This window comes from Kitasatospora sp. NPDC088134, from assembly GCF_044741705.1.
GTDB lineage: Bacteria > Actinomycetota > Actinomycetes > Streptomycetales > Streptomycetaceae > Kitasatospora.
The window spans coordinates 88,142-106,556 of record NZ_JBIUTD010000007.1; the positions used below are offsets into that span (position 1 = coordinate 88,142).

The window sequence follows — 18,415 nt, forward strand, 5'->3', positions numbered from 1 at the left end:
CGCGGTGGGCCGTCAGCCTACGGGAGTTCCCTGGCGTCGTGGGACGCGGCTTCGCGCTGCGCCTTGCGGATCGCCGCCCGCTCGGCGAGCGTCAGCTCGCTCTCGGGGCCGGTCTCGTAGTCCTCGCCGTAGGAGCCCTTCGCGGGGCGCCGGCGGCGGAGCGGGGGCTCGACGCCGTCGGCGAGGCGACGGGACGTCAGGAGGAAGCCGGTGTGGCCGATCATCCGGTGGTCCGGGCGGACGGCCAGGCCCTCCAGGTGCCAGGTGCGGACCATGGTCTCCCAGGCCTGCGGCTCGGTGAAGGTGCCGTGCTCGCGCAGCGCCTCGACGGTGCGCGACATCTGGGTGGTGGTGGCCACGTAGCAGCAGATCAGGCCGCCGGGGACGAGCGCCTTGGAGGCGACGTCCAGGCACTCCCAGGGGGCGAGCATGTCCAGGATGACCCGGTCGACGTCGCTCTCCACCAGGTTGTCCTGGAGGTCGCCGACGGTGAGCTTCCAGGCCGGGTGCGGGCCGCCGAAGTAGCGTTCGACGTTGCCCTTGGCGATGTCGGCGAAGTCCTGCCGGCGCTCGTAGGAGGCGAGCATGCCGGTGTCGCCGACGGCGCGCAGCAGGTAGGTGGAGAGGGCGCCGGAGCCGACGCCGGCCTCGACCACCCTCGCGCCGGCGAAGATGTCGGCCATGGCCAGGATCTGCCCCGCGTCCTTGGGGTAGATCACGGCCGCGCCGCGCGGCATGGACAGGACGTAGTCGGGGAGCAGGGGGCGCAGCGCGAGGTACGGGACGTTGCCCGTCGTGCGGACGACCGTGCCCTCGGGAGCGCCGATCAGCTCGTCGTGCGGGAACATACCCTTGTGGGTGTGGAACTGGTTCCCGGCCTGGAGCGTGAACGTGTAGTGGCGGCCCTTGGGGTCGGTCAGCTGGACCTGGTCCCCGACCTGGAAGGGCCCGCGTCGGCGGGTGGCACCGGTCGGTTCGGACATGGGGGCCATCCTACGGGAGCCCGGGGGCTCCCCCGACCACATGATCAGTTCGCTCCGGCGGGGCGTCCCATCAGGGCGGCGGTGAGGCGGCGTTCGAGGTCGGTGAGGGAGAGCACGCCGTAGACCGAGCCGTCGGGGCGGACCACCAGGTACTCGGTGGCGGGGGCGCGGCGCAGGGTGTCGAGGATGTCCTCGCCGGCCAGGTCGACCGGGACGGTGAGGCCGGGTTCGAGGTCGCGGGCGACGGCGGTGACGGCGACCCAGGGGCGGCGGTGCTCGGGGATGCCGGTGACCGCGGACTCCTTGACCAGGGCGGCCGGCGTGCCGCTGCCGTCGACCACCACGATCGCGCCGGCGTGCGCCTCGCGGGCCCGGCGCATGGCCTCGCCGAGCGGGGTGTCGGCGGGGACGTCGATGCTGCGGCGGGCCAGTTCGCGGACCTTGAGCCCGGGCAGCACCTGCTTGAGCCGGGCGTTGCGCAGCGCGCTCCCGGCGCCCTGCCAGATGATGAAGCCGAGGATCGCGGCGAGCACGCCGTCCAGCATGGCCTCGGCGGTGGAGCGTTCGACGTCCTGGGCGGAGCTGAGGATCGGCAGGCCGAGGACGACGGCGACGGCGAGCGCGCGGCCGGTCCAGACGGCGGCCAGGGTGCCCTTCATCGGGTCGCGGGTGAGGCCCCAGACCAGGGCGCGCAGCATCCGGCCGCCGTCCAGCGGCAGGCCGGGGAGGAAGTTGAAGGCGGCGACGACCAGGTTGGCGACCATCAGCCCGGCCAGCAGCACGCCGGGGACGGTGTCGGGGCGGACGGCGCGCAGGCCGAGCCAGAAGCCGCCGCCGAGCAGCAGCGAGAGCAGCGGGCCGACGAAGGCGAGCCAGAACTCGCGCCAGGGGGTCCCGGCCTCCTTCTCGATCTCGGAGATGCCGCCGAGGAACTGCAGTTGGATCCGGCGGACGCCCAGCTCGTACCTCAACCCGACGACGGTGTGGGCGAGTTCGTGGACCAGCACGGAGGCGTAGAAGGCGACGGCGAAGGAGAAGGCGAGCAGGTAGCGGGCGGCGCCGAGGTCGGGCAGCACGTCGGCGAGGCGGCTGCCGAAGATCCAGGTGATCAGTGCGGCCACCAGGAACCAGGACGGGGTGACGTAGACGGGCACGCCGAACGGACGGCCCATCAGGATGCCGCCCCTGGGCCGGTCGTCCCTGTCGGGGGGCTCCGGCTTCCCCGGTGCCCGTCCCTCGGTGTCGTTCACCCTGTTCCTTCCGCCGTCTCCGCCGTCGGCCGCTGCTGCTCGTACGCTACGTGATCTCTCCCCGGGATCGGCGGCGCACCCCGTGTTCCCCCTCCTATACCCACCTGTTCGCCGGGCGCCCCGGCCCGTGCGCCCGGGCGGTCCGTCCGGTGCAATAGGGTCGGGGCATGCAGCAGACCGACCCCTCGCCCGCGCCCCGGCCGGCCTCCCGGCCGACCGGTCTGTCGCCGTCCCGGGCGGGCGACTTCATGACCTGCCCGCTGCTGTACCGGCTGCGGGTGATCGACCGGCTGCCGGAGCCGCCGAGCGCCGCCGCGACCCGCGGGACGCTGGTGCACGCCGTGCTGGAGCGGCTGTTCGACCAGCCGCCGCAGGCGCGCACCCCGGAGCGGGCGCACGAACTGGTGGCCCCGCAGTGGGAGCGGTTGCTGGAGGAACGGCCGGAGCTGGCCGAACTGTTCCCGGACGACCCGGCCGGCCTGGCGGGCTGGCTGGCGGACGCCGGGAAGCTGGTGGACCGGTGGTTCCGGCTGGAGGACCCGACCCGGCTGCACCCGGTGGAGCGCGAGCTGTACGTGGAGACCGCGCTGGAGTCCGGGCTGCTGCTGCGCGGCTACATCGACCGGGTGGACGTCGCGCCGTCCGGCGAGGTCCGGCTGGTGGACTACAAGACCGGCCGGGCGCCCTCGCGGGACTTCGAGGGCAAGGCGATGTTCCAGATGAAGTTCTACGCGCTGGTGGTGTGGCGGTGGAAGGGCGTGGTCCCCAAGCGCCTGCAGCTGGTGTACCTGGGCGGCGGCGGGGACGTGGTCACGTACGACCCGGACGAGGCCGATCTGCTGGCGGTGGAGCGGAAGTTGGAGGCGCTGTGGGAGGCCGTGACGGCCGCGGTGGACTCCGGTGACTTCCCGGCGACCCGCAACCGGCTGTGCGACTGGTGCGACCACAAGGCGTCCTGTCCCGAGTTCGGCGGCACTCCCCCGCCGTACCCGCTGCCGCTCGCTACTGTGACCATTCCTGGCAAGGAGTCGTAGGTGACGATCCGTGTACTGCTGGTGGACGACCAGCCGCTGCTGCGCACCGGTTTCCGGATGATCCTGGAGGCGGAGTCCGACCTGGTGGTGGTGGGCGAGGCGGGCGACGGCCAGCAGGCGCTGGACCAGGTCCGCGCGCTGCAGCCGGACGTGGTGCTGATGGACATCCGGATGCCGCGGATGGACGGGGTGGAGGCGACCCGGCGGATCGCCGGCCCGGACCGCGGCGGCCCGGCGAAGGTGCTGGTGCTGACCACCTTCGACCTGGACGAGTACGTGGTGGAGGCGCTGCGCGCGGGCGCGTCGGGCTTCCTGCTGAAGGACGTGCCGGCCGAGGAGCTGGTGCAGGCGATCCGGGTGGTGGCGGACGGCGCGGCGATGCTGGCCCCGTCGGTGACCCGTCGGCTGCTGGACATGTACGCCACCAAGCTGCCCTCGGGCGAGGAGGCGCCGCCGCAGGCGCTGACCGTGCTGACGGAGCGCGAGGTGGAGGTGCTGCGGCTGGTCGCCAAGGGCCTGTCGAACGCGGAGATCGCGGCGGAGCTGTTCGTCAGCGAGACCACGGTGAAGACGCACGTGGGGCACGTGCTGACCAAGCTCCAGCTGCGCGACCGGGTGCAGGCGGCGGTGTACGCCTACGAGTCCGGTCTGGTGCGGCCCGGCGCGATCTGAGCCCGCCGGCACGCACTGCGGCCCGCCGCCCCTTCCGGGGTGGCGGGCCGCAGTGCTCGGCGGAACGTCACTTCTTGCCGGTGCGGCCGACCAGCCAGAACCGGAAGACGCCGCTGTTGTCCACGGTGGAGTCGACGCCGGAGATGCCGCTCTTGTAGACGTAGAACGACTTGTTCTGGAACAGCGGGACCATCGGGACGCCGTCGGCCAGCAGCTTCTGGATCTGGTCGTAGGCGCCGCCGCCGGAGCGGTCGGTGAGCTTGATCGAGTCCGGCACCAGCTTGGTGCTGATCTGCGGGTTGTCCCAGCCGTTGTGGAAGGCGCCGCCGTCGACCACCAGCGGGCTGATGTAGTCGTCCGCGTCGGCGTAGTCGGGGGTCCAGCCGACGGTGTAGGCCTGGTAGCTGCCGTTCTTCCAGCCGGCCTGGTAGGCCGTCCAGTCGGGCTCCTGGGCGACGGTGACCTGGAACAGGCCGCCGTTCTCCAGCTGCTTCTTGAGCTGCTCCGTCTCGGCGGCGCCGGCCCGGGCGCGCGACCAGGTCAGGTTGAGCTTGACCGGGGTGGTGACGTGCGCGTTGGCCAGGATGCGCTTGGCCTTGGTGACGTCGGCCTCGCCGTACTTGTCGAAGAAGGCGGTGTTGTGGCCCGCGATGCCGGCCGGGACGATCGAGTAGAGCGGCTGCACGGTGCCCGCGTACACGTCGTGGGCGAGCGCGCCGCGGTTCATCAGCTGGGCGGCGGCCTGCCGGACGGCCGGGTTGCCGGTGGTCTCGTTCTTGGTGTTGAAGACCAGGTAGCGGGTGGCGCCGCCGGCGCCCTCGGCGACCTTCAGGCTGCCCTTGCCGACCTGGTCGTCGTCCTTGATCTGGGCGGCCGTGATCGGGTCCAGGCTGTTGTCGGTGAGGTCGATGTCGCCGTTGTCGAGAGCGGTCTTCAGCGTCTCGGGCTTGTCGTAGTACCGGAGCGTGAACTTGCTGTTCTCCAGCTTGGCGCTGCCCTGGTAGCCGGAGTTGGCGCTGAGCACGACCTTGCTCGGGGCCTTGCCGTTCATCTCGACCGAGTCGACCTTGTACGGGCCGGAGCCGACCAGCTTGTCGTTGCCGAGCAGCTTGTCGGCGGGGAAGACCTGGTGGTCGACGATCGCGCCGGCCGCGGAGGCGAGCTTCGCCGGGAGGACCGCGTCGGGGGTCTCCAGGTGGAAGGTGACCTCGCGGTCGCCGGCCGTCTCCACCGACTTGATGGTGGAGAGCAGCGAGGTCGGGCCGGACGGGTCGTTGATCTTCTTGGTGCGCTCGATCGAGAACTTGACGTCCTCGGCGGTCAGCGGGTGGCCGTTGGTGAACTTCAGGCCGGCCTTGAGCGTGCACTTGTAGGTCAGCGCGTCGGCGCTGGTGAACTGGCAGCTCTCGGCGGCCTCCGGCTGCGCGACGGTGGCGCCGGCCGGGAAGCTCAGCAGCGACTGGAAGGTGTTGTTGAGGACCAGCCAGGAGCCCGCGTCGTACGCGCCGGCCGGGTCCAGCGTGCTGGTGACACTGGTGGTGCCCATGGTGATCGAGCCACCGCCGTCGCCGCCGCCGGAGGCGACCTTCTCCACGGAGGCGCAACCGGCCGCGGTGGAGACGACGAGCGCGGCGCAGCCGAGCACGGCCAGGCGGTTTGGCGTAGTCATGCGGGGTGGTCTTCCTCACTGCGTGCGGCCGGCGGTCGCCGGTGGCCCGGCGTCCGGCGCCGGGGTGGGGCGGCGTCCGCGGGGCTGGTACGACCGCGTGCCCGCCCGCCCTCCGGGGTCTCCCGGCGGTGGACGGCGCGCGGTACGGGGACTGATCGGATGTAGCGTGCCACATCGCCCCGGGGCGGGCTCCGGAGCCCCGGGCGGTGGATTGAGCGTGTACAGGCGATCAGCCCGGGGCGGCTGGCGTTCTGTCAGCCAATGCCCGTTTTCGCCCCCATGGTCGGACACGTTCCGCATAGCACCGGACGCGGACCGGAACCGGGAATGCGACCGGGAGAGACGAAGCTCACACCCGGGCGACGACCAGGCCGCGCAGCAGGTCGAGGTCGACGCGCTCCAGCGAGGGCAGCACCAGCCGGCCGGCGGCGGGCTCGATCGGGGCGATCGAGGGGACGGCGACGACGGGGCAGCCGGCCGCCTCGGCGGCGGCCACGCCGGTCGGGGTGTCCTCGACGACCACGCAGCGGGCCGGGTCGGCGCCGAGCCGGGCGGCGGCGATCAGGTAGGGGTCGGGGTGCGGCTTGGTGCGCGGGACCTCGTCGCCGGCCACGGTGAAGGCGAAGTGCTCGGCGCCCAGGCTGCGCAGCACGATGTCGATGATGTGCCGGTGCGAGGCGGACACCAGGGCGGTCGGGACGCCGTGCGCGGCCAGCGTGTTGAGCAGCCGCTCGGCGCCGGGCATCAGCGGGACGCCGCCGGCCAGCAGGTCGACGAAGCGCCCGTTGATCAACTCGGTCAGCTCGGCGGCGGACAGCGTGGTGCCGGTGCGGGCGGTCAGGTAGTCGATGACCCGGGTCATCGGGCCGCCGACCACGTGGGTGCGGTCCTCGGCGGTGAGCCGGTGCCCGAGTCCGGCGAACAGGTCGACCTCGGCCTGCCACCACAGGTCCTCGGTGTCGACCAGGGTGCCGTCCATGTCGAGCAGCACCGCCTGCAGGCCGCTGTCCTCGCCGTCCCCACCGATGCGGACCGGGGTCGAGACCGTCGTCATGCGCGCCGTCCTTCCTGCTGGATGCCCCGGCGCGAGCGCCTCCGGGGATGGCACGGGCCGGCCCGCCAAGGCCTCGCCCGGCCGGTCCTGCCGGATCGGCGCGCGGCGTCGGGGGCCCGGCTGGGAGTGCCGGCGGAACGCCCTCGTACTGGGTGTACTTGGGTGTTTCGCCGGTGCTTCCAGGCGGGATGCCCGGCGTCGCGCGCCCGGCAGGACCGGCCGGGCGGGGCCTGGCTGCGGACCGGCCCGTTCAGGATCATCAAGGATACGCCCGGCCGATCGGATTGCATCGGGCAGCAACGCGGCGAACGGATGATCTCCGGTTGAAGACTTACCTGGCGTTGAAGTACTTGGCCTCGGGGTGGTGCAGCACGATGGCGTCGGTGGACTGCTCGGGGTGCAGCTGGTACTCCTCGGAGAGGATCACGCCGACCCGTTCGGGCCTGAGCAGTTCGGCGATCTTGGCGCGGTCCTCCAGGTTGGGGCAGGCGCCGTAGCCGAGCGAGAAGCGGGCGCCGCGGTACTTGAGCGCGAACATGTCGCGCACGTCCTGCGGGTCCTCGTCGCCGAAGCCGAGTTCGTAGCGGACCCGGGCGTGCCAGAACTCGGCCAGCGCCTCGGCCAACTGGACGGACAGGCCGTGCAGTTCGAGGTAGTCGCGGTAGGAGTTGCCGGCGAACAGCTCGTTGGCGGCCTCGGAGATCCGGTTGCCCATGGTGACCACCTGGAGGCCGACCACGTCGCGTTCGCCGGACTCCTCGGGGCGGAAGAAGTCGGCCAGGCAGAGGCGGCGGCCGCGGCGCTGGCGGGGGAAGGTGAACCGGGTCAGCTCGGAGCCGTCCTCGCGGTACAGGATCAGGTCGTCGCCCTTGGAGTTGGCCGGGTAGTAGCCGTAGACCACGGCGGGCTCCAGCCAGCCCTCGGTCTGCAGGCGGTCCAGCCAGCCGCGCAGCCGCGGGCGGCCCTCGGTCTCCACCAGCTCCTCGTAGGACGGCCCTCCGCTGCGGCCGCCCTTCAGGCCCCACTGGCCCTTGAACAGGGCGTCCTCGTCGAGCCAGGAGGCGTAGTCCTGGAACGGGACGCCCTTGATGATCCGGTCGCCCCGGAACGGCGGGACCGGGACCGGGTTGTCGACGGCCACGTCGGAGCGGATCTGGCCGAGGTTGACCTCCTCCGGCTCCTCGACCTCGACCCGGGCGTGCCGGCGCTTGCGCAGTTCGGGCAGCGCGGCGCCGGGGACGCCGCGCTTGACGCCGATCAGCGCGTCCATCAGGCGCAGGCCCTCGAAGGCGTCCCGGGCGTAGCGGACCTCGCCCTGGTAGATCTCGTGCAGGTCCTGCTCGACGTAGGCGCGGGTGAGGGCGGCGCCGCCGAGGATCACCGGGAAGTCGGCGGCCAGGCCGCGCTGGTTGAGCTCCTCCAGGTTCTCCTTCATGATCACCGTGGACTTGACCAGCAGGCCGGACATGCCGATCACGTCGGCCTTGTGCTCCTGCGCGGCCTCCAGGATCGCCGAGACCGGCTGCTTGATGCCCAGGTTGACCACGTTGTAGCCGTTGTTGGACAGGATGATGTCGACCAGGTTCTTGCCGATGTCGTGCACGTCGCCCTTGACGGTGGCGAGCACGATGGTGCCCTTGCCCTCGCTGTCGGACTTCTCCATGTGCGGTTCGAGGTGCGCGACGGCGGCCTTCATCACCTCGGCGGACTGCAGCACGAACGGCAGCTGCATCTCGCCGGAGCCGAACAGCTCGCCGACCACCTTCATGCCGGACAGCAGCGTGCCGTTGATGATCTCCAGGGCCGGACGCTCCGTCAGGGCGGCGTCCAGGTCGGCCTCCAGGCCGTTGCGCTCGCCGTCGATGATCCGGCGCTGCAGGCGCTCCTCCAGCGGGAGGGCGGCCAGCTCCTCGGCCCGGGAGGCGGCGGAGGAGGCGGCGGAGACGCCCTCGAACAGCTGGAGCAGCTTCTGCAGCGGGTCGTAGCCCTCGCTGCGGCGGTCGTAGACCAGGTCGAGGGCGGTCTGCCGGCGGTCCTCGGGGATCCGGTTCATCGGGAGGATCTTGGCGGCGTGCACGATCGCGGAGTCCAGGCCCGCCTCGACGCACTCGTGCAGGAAGACCGAGTTGACGACCTGTCGGGCGGCCGGGTTGAGGCCGAAGGAGATGTTCGACAGGCCGAGGGTGGTCTGCACGTCGGGGTGGCGGCGCTTGAGCTCGCGGATCGCCTCGATGGTCTCGATGCCGTCGCGGCGGGACTCCTCCTGGCCGGTGGCCAGCGTGAAGGCCAGGCAGTCGACCAGGATCGAGCCCTCGTCGATGCCGTACTCGGTGGTGAGCTGCTCGATCAGGCGCTCGGCGATGGCGACCTTGGTCTCGGCGGTGCGGGCCTGGCCCTGCTCGTCGATGGTCAGCGCGATCAGGCCGGCGCCGTGCTCGCGGGCCAGCGACGCGATCCGCCCGAACCGGGTGTCGGGGCCGTCGCCGTCCTCGTAGTTGACGGAGTTCAGGACGGCCCGGCCGCCCAGCATCTCCAGGCCGGCCTTCAGCACCGGCGGCTCGGTGGAGTCCAGCACGATCGGCAGCGTGGAGGCGGTGGCGAGGCGGCCGGCGATCTCCCGCATGTCGGCGACGCCGTCCCGGCCGACGTAGTCGACGCACAGGTCGAGCAGGTGGGCGCCCTCGCGGATCTGCTCGCGGGCGATCTCCACGCACGCCTGCCAGTCGCCCGCGAGCATCGACTCGCGGAACTTCTTCGAGCCGTTGGCGTTGGTGCGCTCGCCGATCGCCAGGTAGGAGGTGTCCTGCCGGAACGGCACCGACTGGTAGAGCGAGGCGGCCGAGGCTTCCGGCTGCGGGGCGCGCGGGGTCAGCGGGCGGCCCTGGACCCGCTCGACCAGGTGGCGCAGGTGCTCGGGGGTGGTGCCGCAGCAGCCGCCGACCAGCGCCAGGCCGTAGTCGCGGACGAACGACTCCTGGGCGTCGGCGAGTTCGGCCGGGCTGAGCGGGTAGTGCGAGCCGTCCTTGGTGAGGATCGGCAGGCCCGCGTTCGGCATCGCGGAGAGGCCGATCCTGGCGTGCTTCGCCAGGTAGCGCAGGTGCTCGCTGTACTGCTCGGGGCCGGTGGCGCAGTTCAGGCCGATGAAGTCGATGCCGAGCGGCTCCAGGGCGGTCAGCGCCGCGCCGGTCTCGGAGCCGAGCAGCATGGTGCCGGTGGTCTCGACGGTGATCTGGGCGAGGATCGGCAGGTCGACCCCGGCCTCGGCCAGCGCGGCCTTGCAGCCGAGCACCGACGCCTTGGTCTGCAGCAGGTCCTGGCTGGTCTCGATCAGCAGCGCGTCCACCCCGCCCGCGACCAGGCCGGCCGCGTTCTGCCGGAAGCCCTCGCGGACCACCTCGAAGGTGGTGTGGCCGAGCGTCGGCAGCTTGGTGCCGGGGCCCATCGAGCCCAGCACCCAGCGGGTCCGGCCGTCCTGCGCGGTGAACCCGTCGGCCACCTCGCGGGCGATCCGGGCGCCCGCCTCGGACAGTTCGAAGATCCGGTCGGAGATCTCGTACTCGCCCAGCGCCCAGTGGTTGGCGCCGAAGGTGTTGGTCTCCACGCAGTCCACGCCGACCTCGAAGTACGCCTCGTGGACCGAGCGGACGATGTCGGGGCGGGTGACGTTCAGGACCTCGTTGCAGCCCTCCAGCTGCTGGAAGTCCTCCATCGTCGGGTCCTGCGCCTGGAGCATGGTGCCCATCGCCCCGTCGGCCACCACGACTCGGGTGGCGAGGGCCTCGCGCAGGGCGTCGGCGCGGTCCTGCTGGGCGGACGTGGGTACAACGGTGGCCATGGGGCTGCTCCCTGAGTGCGACGGCTGTCGGCTATGCGGCCCCACCGGTACCGGGGGCGCACCCCGCCAGGGTATCGGCCCGCGGACGGTGCGACGGAACCCGTTCCGCATCGTGGGCGTCCTTGTCCACCGGAAGGGAGCACGATCATGCCCGTTTCGGGGGAACAGAGCCGGTGGCAGCGCGCCGTGGACGCGCTGCGTCCGTCCGAATGGCGGACACTGCCGGGCCGGGCGGCGCGGCGGCTGCGGGCGCGGCGGCGCTGGAGCCGCCGCCGGCGGGTGCTGACCGCGCTGGGGCTGCTCGCCGTGCTGCTGGTCGGGCCGGTGGTGGCCGCGGCCGGGTACCTGCAGGTCGCCTACACGGGCGACCCGGCGGCCGACGCCCGCACCCGCGGCCGGGACGCGCTCTGGCTCGGCCACGCCTGGGTGGACGGCCGCCGCAGCGACACCGAGCTGAAGGCGCTGGCCGGGCAGCTGCGCGGCACCGGCATCCGCGACCTGTACGTGCACACCGGCCCGCTGGAGCACGACGGTTCGCTGGACCCGGCGCTGGCGCCGAAGGCCGCGGACTTCGTGGCCCGGGCGCACGCCGCGCTGCCCGGGGTGCGGGTGCAGTCCTGGCTGGGCGACGTGGTGGCGCCCGAGAAGGACGGCCTGCACCTGGACCGGGACGAGGTCCGGGAGCGGATCGCCGCGTCCGCGCGGCAGGTCCTCGACCTGGGCTTCGACGGCGTCCACCTCGACCTGGAGCCGGTGCACTCCGGCTCCCCCGGCTTCCTGGCGCTGCTCGACCGGGTGCGGGCGCTGACCCGCGAGCGCGCGGTGCCGCTGTCCGTCGCCGCCCCGCAGATCGACCCGGTGCCGGGCCTGGGGCGGGTGAGCTTCGCGCTCAGCGGCCACGGCAAGTACTGGTCGGCGGACTACTTCGGGGCGGTGGCCGGGCGGGTCGACCAGGTCGCGGTGATGTCCTACGACACGGCGATGCCGGTGGAGTCGCTGTACGGCGGCTACGTCGCCCGGCAGACCGGGCTGGCGCTGGCGCACACGCCGGCCGGCGTGGACCTGCTGATGGGCCTGCCCGCGTACTGGGACGACACGCCCGCCCACCGGGGCGACGCCGAGACCGTCCGGGCCGCCGTCCGCGGCGCCCGGCTCGCCCTCGGCCCGGGCGCCCGGCGTAACTTCGGCCTCGCCCTGTACGTGGACTTCGCCGCCACCCCGGACCACTGGGCCGCCTACCGGGACGGGTGGTGCGCCTGAGCCTCCGTCAGGACGCGTACGGTGGAACCGGACCGAGGGACGAGGGGGGCGCCGTGGCGGACGCGGTGGTGGTGGGCAGCGGCCCGAACGGGCTGGCGGCGGCCGTGGTGCTGGCCCGGGCCGGGCTGGACGTCGAGCTGTACGAGGGCGCGGACGGGATCGGCGGCGGGCTGCGCTCGGTCCCGCTGTTCCGCGACGACGTGCTGCACGACGTCTGCTCGGCGGTGCACCCGATGGCGGCGGCCGCCCCGTTCTTCCGGGCGTTCGACCTGGCGGCGCGCGGCGTCGAACTGCGCCACCCGCCGGTCGGCTTCGCCCACCCGCTGGACGGCGGCCGGGCCGCCCTGGCGTACCGGTCGCTGGAGGAGACCTGCGCCGGGCTGGGCGCCGACGGTCCGCGCTGGCGGTCCCTGATGGCGCCGCTGGTGCGGCACAGCCCGGCCCTGGTGGAGCTGCTGCTCTCCGACCACCGGCGGCCGCCGCGCGACCTCTCGGTGCTGCCGGCGCTGCCCGCGCTGGCGCTGGGCGTGCTGCGGCACGGCACCGCGCTGGCCGGGCACCGGGCCGCGGGCTTCGCGGGCGAGCAGGCGGCGGCGCTGCTGGCGGGCGTGTCGGCGCACGTGGTGGGCCCGATGCCGACGCCGGTGTCGGCCGCCACCGGGCTGCTGCTCGGCCACCTGGTGCACGCCTCCGGCTGGCCGCTCCCGGCGGGCGGCAGCCGGGTGATCGCCGAGGCGCTGGCCCGGGACGTCCGGGCGCACGGCGGGCGGATCAGCACCGGCCGCCGGGTCGACGACCTGCGGGAGTTGCGCGGCACCCGGGCGGTGCTGCTCGACCTGGGGCCGAAGGAGTTCCTGCGGATCGCGGGGCCGCTGCTGCCCGCGCGCTACGCCCGGCAGCTGCGGGCGGTCCGGTACGGGCCGGGCGCGGCCAAGGTGGACTTCCTGCTGTCGGGGCCGGTGCCGTGGGCGGACCCGCGGGTCGGCCTGGCCGGGACGGTGCACCTGGGCGGGAGCCGGGCGGAGGTGTTCCGGCAGGAGAACCTGGTGGCCCGGGGCCGCCGGGGCGGGCGGCCGTTCGTGCTGGTGGTGGACCCGGCGGTGGCCGACCCGGGCCGGGCGGCGGCCGACGGGGTGCGCCCGCTGTGGGCGTACGCGCACGTGCCGCACGGGGACGGCGCCGATCCGGTGGCGGCGGTGACGGGGCAGATCGAGCGGTTCGCGCCGGGTTTCGCCGACACCGTGCTGGCCGCCCGGGGCGTGCCCGCGGCGGAGCTGGAGCGCTACAACCCGAACTACGTGGGCGGGGACATCGCGGCGGGCGCGATGACGCCGCGTCAGACGGTGCTGCGCCCGGTGCCGCGCTGGGACCCGTACCGCACGCCGCTGCGCGGGGTCTACCTGTGCTCGGCCTCGACGCCGCCCGGGCCGGGCGTGCACGGGATGGCGGGGTGGTTCGCGGCGGTGGCGGCGCTGCGCCGGGAGTTCGGGGTGGTGGCGCCGCCCGCCCTGGCTCCGTGAGCGCGGGGCGGGCGGCGGGTCCGCGGCCGCCGGTGGTCAGCGCAGCCAGACGGCGGTGTCGGCGGGCAGCCGGCCGTCCGTCAACTCGCCGCTGGCCAGCAGGACTTCGCCGTCGACGGGGAGCGGCGCGGCGGAGAGGTTGACCAGGCAGCGGACGTCGCCGCGGCGGAAGGCGAGCACGCCTGCGGGGGCGTCGGCGTCCCAGCCGAACGGGCCGCGCAGTTCCTCGCGGCGCAGCCGCAGGCCGGTGCGGTAGAGCGTCAGCATCGAGGCGGGGTCGGCGCGCTGGGCCTCGACGGTGAGCGGCGCCCAGTCGGCGGGCTGCGGCAGCCAGGGGTCGGTGCCGTCGCGGGTGAAGCCGTAGGGCGGGCGGTCGCCGCCCCAGGGCAGCGGGACGCGGCAGCCGTCGCGGCCGGGGTCGGTGCCGCCGGAGCGGAAGTGCATCGGGTCCTGGAGGGTGTCCAGCGGCAGGTCCTCGACCTCGGGCAGGCCCAGTTCCTCGCCCTGGTAGAGGTAGAGCGCGCCGGGCAGGGCCATGGTGAGCAGCGCGGCGGCGCGGGCCCGGCGGCGGCCGAGGGCGGGATCGGTGGGGGTGCCGAAGGACTTGGTGGCGAACTGGAAGCGGGTGTCCTCGCGGCCGTAGCGGGTGACGGTGCGGGTGACGTCGTGGTTGGCGAGCACCCAGGTGGCGGGGGCGCCGACGGGGGCGTGCGCGGCGAGCGTGGTGTCGACGGAGGCGCGCAGTTCGGCGGCGTCCCAGGGCCGGGCCAGGAAGTCGAAGTTGAACGCGGTGTGCATCTCGTCGGGGCGCAGGTAGCGGGCGAAGCGTTCGGCGTCGGGGACCCAGATCTCGCCGATCAGGACGCGCGGCGGGGCGTAGGAGTCGGCGACGGCGCGCCAGGAGCGGTAGATCTCGTGCAGGTCGTCGCGGTCGACGTAGGGGTGCGGGCGGCCGGGTTCGACGTCGGCGAGGTCGGGGTCCTTGGTGAGCAGTCCGGCGGAGTCGATCCGGACGCCGGCGGCGCCGCGGTCGAACCAGAACCGGAGGATGTCCAGGTGCTCCGCGCGGACGGCGGGGTGGGCCCAGTTGAGGTCGGGCTGGGCGGCGGCGAACAGGTGCAGGTACCACTGGCCGTCGGGGAGGCGGGTCCAGGGGCAGCCGCCGAACTCGGACTTCCAGTCGTTGGGCGGGAGTTCGCCGTCGGCGCCGCGCCCTTCGCGGAAGTGGAAGAGGTCGCGTTCGGGGCTGCCGGGGGCGGCGGCGAGGGCGGCCCGGAACCAGGGGTGCTGGTCGGAGACGTGGTTGGGGACGATGTCGACGATGGTGCGCAGGCCGAGCCGCCGGGCCTCGTCGATCAGGAGCTCGGCCTCCGCCAGGGTGCCGAAGACGGGTTCGACGCCCCGGTAGTCGGCGACGTCGTAGCCGCCGTCGGCCATCGGGGACGGGTACCAGGGGTTGAACCAGAGGGCGTCCACGCCGAGTTCGGCGAGGTAGGGCAGTTCGGCCCGCACCCCGGCGAGGTCCCCGATGCCGTCGCCGTTGCCGTCGGCGAAACTGCGCGGGTACACCTGGTAGATCGCCGCGTTCCGCCACCACTGCTCTGACACGGTCCGGGTTTCCTTTCGGGAGGGGGAGGGCGGGCTCAGCCCTTGAGGCTGCCCGCGGTGAGGCCGGCCATGATGTTGCGCTGGAATACCAGGAACAGGGCGATGGTCGGGATCGAGGCGAGGAAGAGTCCGGCGATCAGGGTGTTCTGCGGCATCGAGGTGGCCGCGGTGTTGACGCCGACGTTGAGCGTCTCGTGCTCGGGCACGGTGATCAGCGGCCAGAGGAAGTCCTTCCAGACCGCGACCAGGCCGAAGATCGAGACCACGCCGAGGATCGGCCGGGACAGCGGCAGGACCACCGACCGGAGGGTGCGCAGCGGGCCCGCCCCGTCGATGGCGGCGGCGTCGAGCAGTTCGTTCGGGATCGAGTCGAAGAAGCGCTTGAGCAGGAAGACGTTGAACGCGTTGGCCACGGTGGGCAGCCAGATCACCCAGGGGGTGTTCAGCAGGTTGACGTGGATCAGCGGCAGGTCGAGCACCGTCAGGTACTGCGGGATCACCAGGGCGGCGGCCGGGATCATCATCGAGGCCAGCATCATGCCGAGGATGACGTTGCCGAAGATCGGGCGCAGCTTGGAGAGCGAGTAGGCGGCGGCGACGCAGAAGATCAGCTGGAGCAGCAGCGCGCCGCCCGCGTACACGACGGTGTTGAGCAGCAGCTGTCCCATGCCGAGCCGGTCCCAGGCCTCGGTGAAGGCGTGCGTGGCGGGGTGTTCGGGGACGAGCGTCGGCGGGGTGCGGACGAGTTCCCGGGAGGACTTGAAGCCGCCGGTGGCCATCCAGTAGAGCGGCCCGATGAAGACCAGGGTGGCCACGAGCAGGGTCAGGACCAGCACGGTCCGGTAGATCCGGCGTCCGCCGGGCTGGTTGAGCCGGACCGGCGAGATCAGGGTGCGGGTGCCGCTGTGGGCGGGCTTGCTCATCGTCACTCCTCCCCGCCCCGGCGCTCCAGCCACAGGTAGAGGGCGGAGAAGGCGCCGAGCACCAGCAGCAGGACGACGCCCAGCGCGGCGGCGGTGTTGAACTTGTCGAAGTTGAACGCGTAGTTGTAGAGCAGGTAGACCACGGTGGTGGTCGATCCCTGCGGTCCGCCGCCGGTGAGGACGAAGGACTCGGTGAACATCTGCATGGTGGCGACCACCTGCAGCATCAGCATCAGCGAGAGGATCAGCCGGGTCTGCGGCACGGTGACGTGCCAGACGCGGCGGAGCAGGCCGGCGCCGTCGAGTTCGGCGGCCTCGTAGAGCTCGCCGGGGATGGACTGCAGGGCGGCCAGGTAGACCAGGGTGGCGCTGCCCATGTTGGCCCAGGTGGAGACGAGGACCAGGGAGAGCATCGCGGTGTCCGGCGAGGCCAGCCAGGACGAGGTGGGCAGGTGCAGGAAGCCCAGGATCTGGTTGAACAGGCCGTAGCCGGGGTCCATGAAGTACTTGAACAGCAGGATGCCCGCGACCGGGGGGAGCATCACGGGCAGGTAGACCAGGATGCGCAGGTAGCTCTGGGCGTGCCGGAACTCGTTGATCACGATCGCGGTGACGAACGGCGCCGCGAAGCCGAAGAACAGCGCGATGCCGGTGAACTCCAGGGTGTGGCCCCAGGCGGGCCAGAACTCGGGGTCGGCGAAGATCTGCCGGAAGTTGTCGAACCCGACCCAGTGGGTCTCGCCGTGGCGGACCTTCTGGAACGACATGACGATCTCGCGGACCATCGGGTACCAGGTGAACAGCGCGAAGCAGAGCAGCGCGCCGATCAGGAAGGCGTGGGCGCGCAGGTTGCGCGCGAGGGCGCGGCGCAGGGCTCCGCCGCGCGGCCCGGCCCCGGTGCGGGCGGCCGCGGCCCGGGCCGGTCGACGGCTCAGCGTGGTGCTCATGGGGGGTGACTCCTCGTCAGGGTGCCGGCCGCCGGCCGGACCGCCGGGCGGGGGCGGTCCGGCCGGCGGCGCGGGTCACTGGTTGGCCAGGATCTGGTTGGCCTGGGTCTCGGCGGTGGCGAGCACGCTGTCGAGGTTGGCGTTCGGGTCGGTCATCGCGGCCGACATCGCGGTGTCGAGGATCTTGTAGAGCTGCTGGGCGGCCGGGGGCTCGGTGATCGTCCTGGTGGGGTTCTTGACGTACGGGTCGTAGTTGGACAGCGGCAGGTTGCCGTTGGTCTTCAGCGACTCGGTGATCGCCTTGATCTGCGGCGACTCGGCGGCCCAGAAGTACGGCTGCGGGACGGCGATCGCGACCGGGTCCTTGCTGGAGCCGGCCAGGGTCTTGGCGCGGGCGAAGTTGAACTGGCCGGCGTCCGGGGTCTGGTACTGGAAGTTGATCCAGGCGATCTCGGCCTTGATCTGGTTCGGGGTCTGGCCCTTCTTGATGTAGTAGAGGTCGCCGCCGCCGAGGCTGTTGCCGGGGCCGGTGGCGCCGGGCATCGGGCCGAGGCCCCACGCCTTGGGGTCGGCGCCGAGCACCTCGATCAGGTGCTTGACCACGTCGGGGGCGCCGAGGAACATGCCGACCTTGCCGGTGGCCAGCGGGGGGAAGGCGTCGGCCCACTGGGTGACCGGGGTGGCGCCGATGCTCTGGTCGGTGAAGCGCATGTCGTGCAGGCGCTTGAGGACCTGCTTGCCCTCGGGCGAGTTGAACGCGGCCTTCTTGCCGTCGGCGGAGACCATCTTCCCGCCGAGGCTGTAGAGCTCCGAGGTGAAGTGCCAGCCGCCGGTGTTGCCGCCGCTGTAGTCCTCGTAGCCGGAGACGCCGTTGCCGAGCGCGGCGATCTTCTTGGCCGCGGCCTGAACCTCGTCCCAGGTGGTCGGCGGCTTGTCGGGGTCGAGGCCGGCCTGCTTGAACAGGTCGCGGTTGTAGACCAGGCCGGTCGCGTAGTAGTTGATCGGCAGCGCGTAGACCTTGCCGTCGACCGTCATGTTGTCCTTGACCGACGGCAGCATCGAGGAGAAGCCGGGCAGCGTGTCGTCGTTGACGTACTTGGTGATGTCCTGCGCGTCACCGGAGTTGAGGGTGGCCTCCCGGTCGGTGAAGTAGGCGTGGAACGCGCCGGTCTCGTCGTGCGCCTTGTACTGCGCGGTCTGCTGGGCCGGCACCTCGCACTGGCCGACGTAGGGCTTCGCGTTGATGGTGACGTTCGGGTACTTGGTCTTGAAGAGGGCCAGGTCGTCCGCGTAGTTGGCCTTGCCCGCGGCCTGGTCCGCACCCGGTGCGCAGTCGATCGAGATGGTGACGGTCGCGTTCGGGTCGAGCGGCTTGCCGTCCGCCGTGCCGGCCGCCGCGTCGCCGCTGCCGGTGGAGGAGGAGCTGCTGCACGCGGCGGTGCTCAGGAGCAGGCCCGCGGCGAGCGCGAGGGCGGCCGTCTTGCTCGATCTGTTCAGCTTCATGCGTACCCCAGGGTGGGAAGAGGTTTCGGGGGGAGTCCGGGCGAAAGCCTGACGTGTGAGGAACGTAGGTGTCTCACAGAGTTAACGCAAGAGGTTGACGAGATATTGAAAAGTTACGACTGGGCATCACCCGGCCCGGCTTGCCCGGCACGCCCCC

At 72.6% G+C, this 18,415-nt stretch carries 13 protein-coding genes; 4 read left to right on the forward strand and 9 right to left on the reverse strand.

Annotation, left to right across the window (positions count from 1 at the left end; translation table 11 throughout):
- Positions 1–17: 17 nt before the first annotated feature.
- Both ACIOHG_RS13910 and ACIOHG_RS13915 read right to left on the reverse strand, forming a co-directional pair.
- Positions 18–983, reverse strand: coding sequence for a tRNA (adenine-N1)-methyltransferase (locus tag ACIOHG_RS13910; RefSeq protein WP_400949475.1), 966 nt, complete (start codon positions 981–983; stop codon positions 18–20).
- A 44-nt stretch (positions 984–1,027) separates the two neighbouring features.
- Positions 1,028–2,233, reverse strand: coding sequence for a site-2 protease family protein (locus ACIOHG_RS13915; protein ID WP_400949477.1), 1,206 nt, complete (start codon positions 2,231–2,233; stop codon positions 1,028–1,030).
- A gap of 167 nt (positions 2,234–2,400) precedes the next feature.
- On the opposite strand from ACIOHG_RS13915, the gene ACIOHG_RS13920 reads away from it, so the two are divergent.
- Positions 2,401–3,267, forward strand: a complete 867-nt coding sequence (locus ACIOHG_RS13920; protein WP_400949480.1) for a RecB family exonuclease — start codon at positions 2,401–2,403, stop codon at positions 3,265–3,267.
- Positions 3,268–3,939 carry a response regulator gene (locus ACIOHG_RS13925; RefSeq protein ID WP_400949481.1) on the forward strand — a complete coding sequence of 224 codons (672 nt, stop codon included), beginning with the start codon at positions 3,268–3,270 and terminating at the stop codon, positions 3,937–3,939.
- Positions 3,940–4,006: 67 nt separating this feature from the next.
- Here ACIOHG_RS13925 and ACIOHG_RS13930 read toward each other — a convergent pair whose 3' ends face one another.
- The 3 genes from ACIOHG_RS13930 to metH form a co-directional block, all read right to left on the reverse strand.
- Positions 4,007–5,608: an ABC transporter substrate-binding protein gene (locus tag ACIOHG_RS13930; RefSeq protein ID WP_400949484.1), complete on the reverse strand. Its 1,602-nt coding sequence runs from the start codon at positions 5,606–5,608 to the stop codon at positions 4,007–4,009.
- Positions 5,609–5,957: 349 nt separating this feature from the next.
- Positions 5,958–6,662 carry an HAD family hydrolase gene (locus ACIOHG_RS13935; protein ID WP_400949487.1) on the reverse strand — a complete coding sequence of 235 codons (705 nt, stop codon included), beginning with the start codon at positions 6,660–6,662 and terminating at the stop codon, positions 5,958–5,960.
- Between the two features lie 331 nt (positions 6,663–6,993).
- Entirely contained in the window at positions 6,994–10,497 is a 3,504-nt protein-coding gene (metH, locus tag ACIOHG_RS13940) for a methionine synthase (protein WP_400949490.1), read from the reverse strand.
- A 147-nt stretch (positions 10,498–10,644) separates the two neighbouring features.
- On the opposite strand from metH, the gene ACIOHG_RS13945 reads away from it, so the two are divergent.
- On the forward strand, positions 10,645–11,757 hold the full coding sequence (locus ACIOHG_RS13945) for a hypothetical protein (protein ID WP_400949492.1): 1,113 nt from the start codon (positions 10,645–10,647) through the stop codon (positions 11,755–11,757).
- Between the two features lie 53 nt (positions 11,758–11,810).
- Complete coding sequence (locus ACIOHG_RS13950; protein WP_400949495.1) at positions 11,811–13,277, forward strand: phytoene desaturase family protein; 1,467 nt, start codon at positions 11,811–11,813, stop codon at positions 13,275–13,277.
- 36 nt (positions 13,278–13,313) lie between these two features.
- Here the strand turns inward: ACIOHG_RS13950 and ACIOHG_RS13955 are convergent, their stop codons facing one another.
- From ACIOHG_RS13955 to ACIOHG_RS13970, 4 genes are all read right to left on the reverse strand, one after another.
- Entirely contained in the window at positions 13,314–14,885 is a 1,572-nt protein-coding gene (locus ACIOHG_RS13955) for a glycoside hydrolase family 13 protein (RefSeq protein ID WP_400949498.1), read from the reverse strand.
- A gap of 35 nt (positions 14,886–14,920) precedes the next feature.
- Entirely contained in the window at positions 14,921–15,808 is an 888-nt protein-coding gene (locus ACIOHG_RS13960; protein WP_400949500.1) for a carbohydrate ABC transporter permease, read from the reverse strand.
- A 2-nt stretch (positions 15,809–15,810) separates the two neighbouring features.
- Positions 15,811–16,755, reverse strand: a complete 945-nt coding sequence (locus tag ACIOHG_RS13965) for a carbohydrate ABC transporter permease (protein ID WP_400949502.1) — start codon at positions 16,753–16,755, stop codon at positions 15,811–15,813.
- A gap of 75 nt (positions 16,756–16,830) precedes the next feature.
- On the reverse strand, positions 16,831–18,258 hold the full coding sequence (locus ACIOHG_RS13970; protein WP_400949505.1) for an extracellular solute-binding protein: 1,428 nt from the start codon (positions 18,256–18,258) through the stop codon (positions 16,831–16,833).
- Positions 18,259–18,415: the final 157 nt, after the last annotated feature.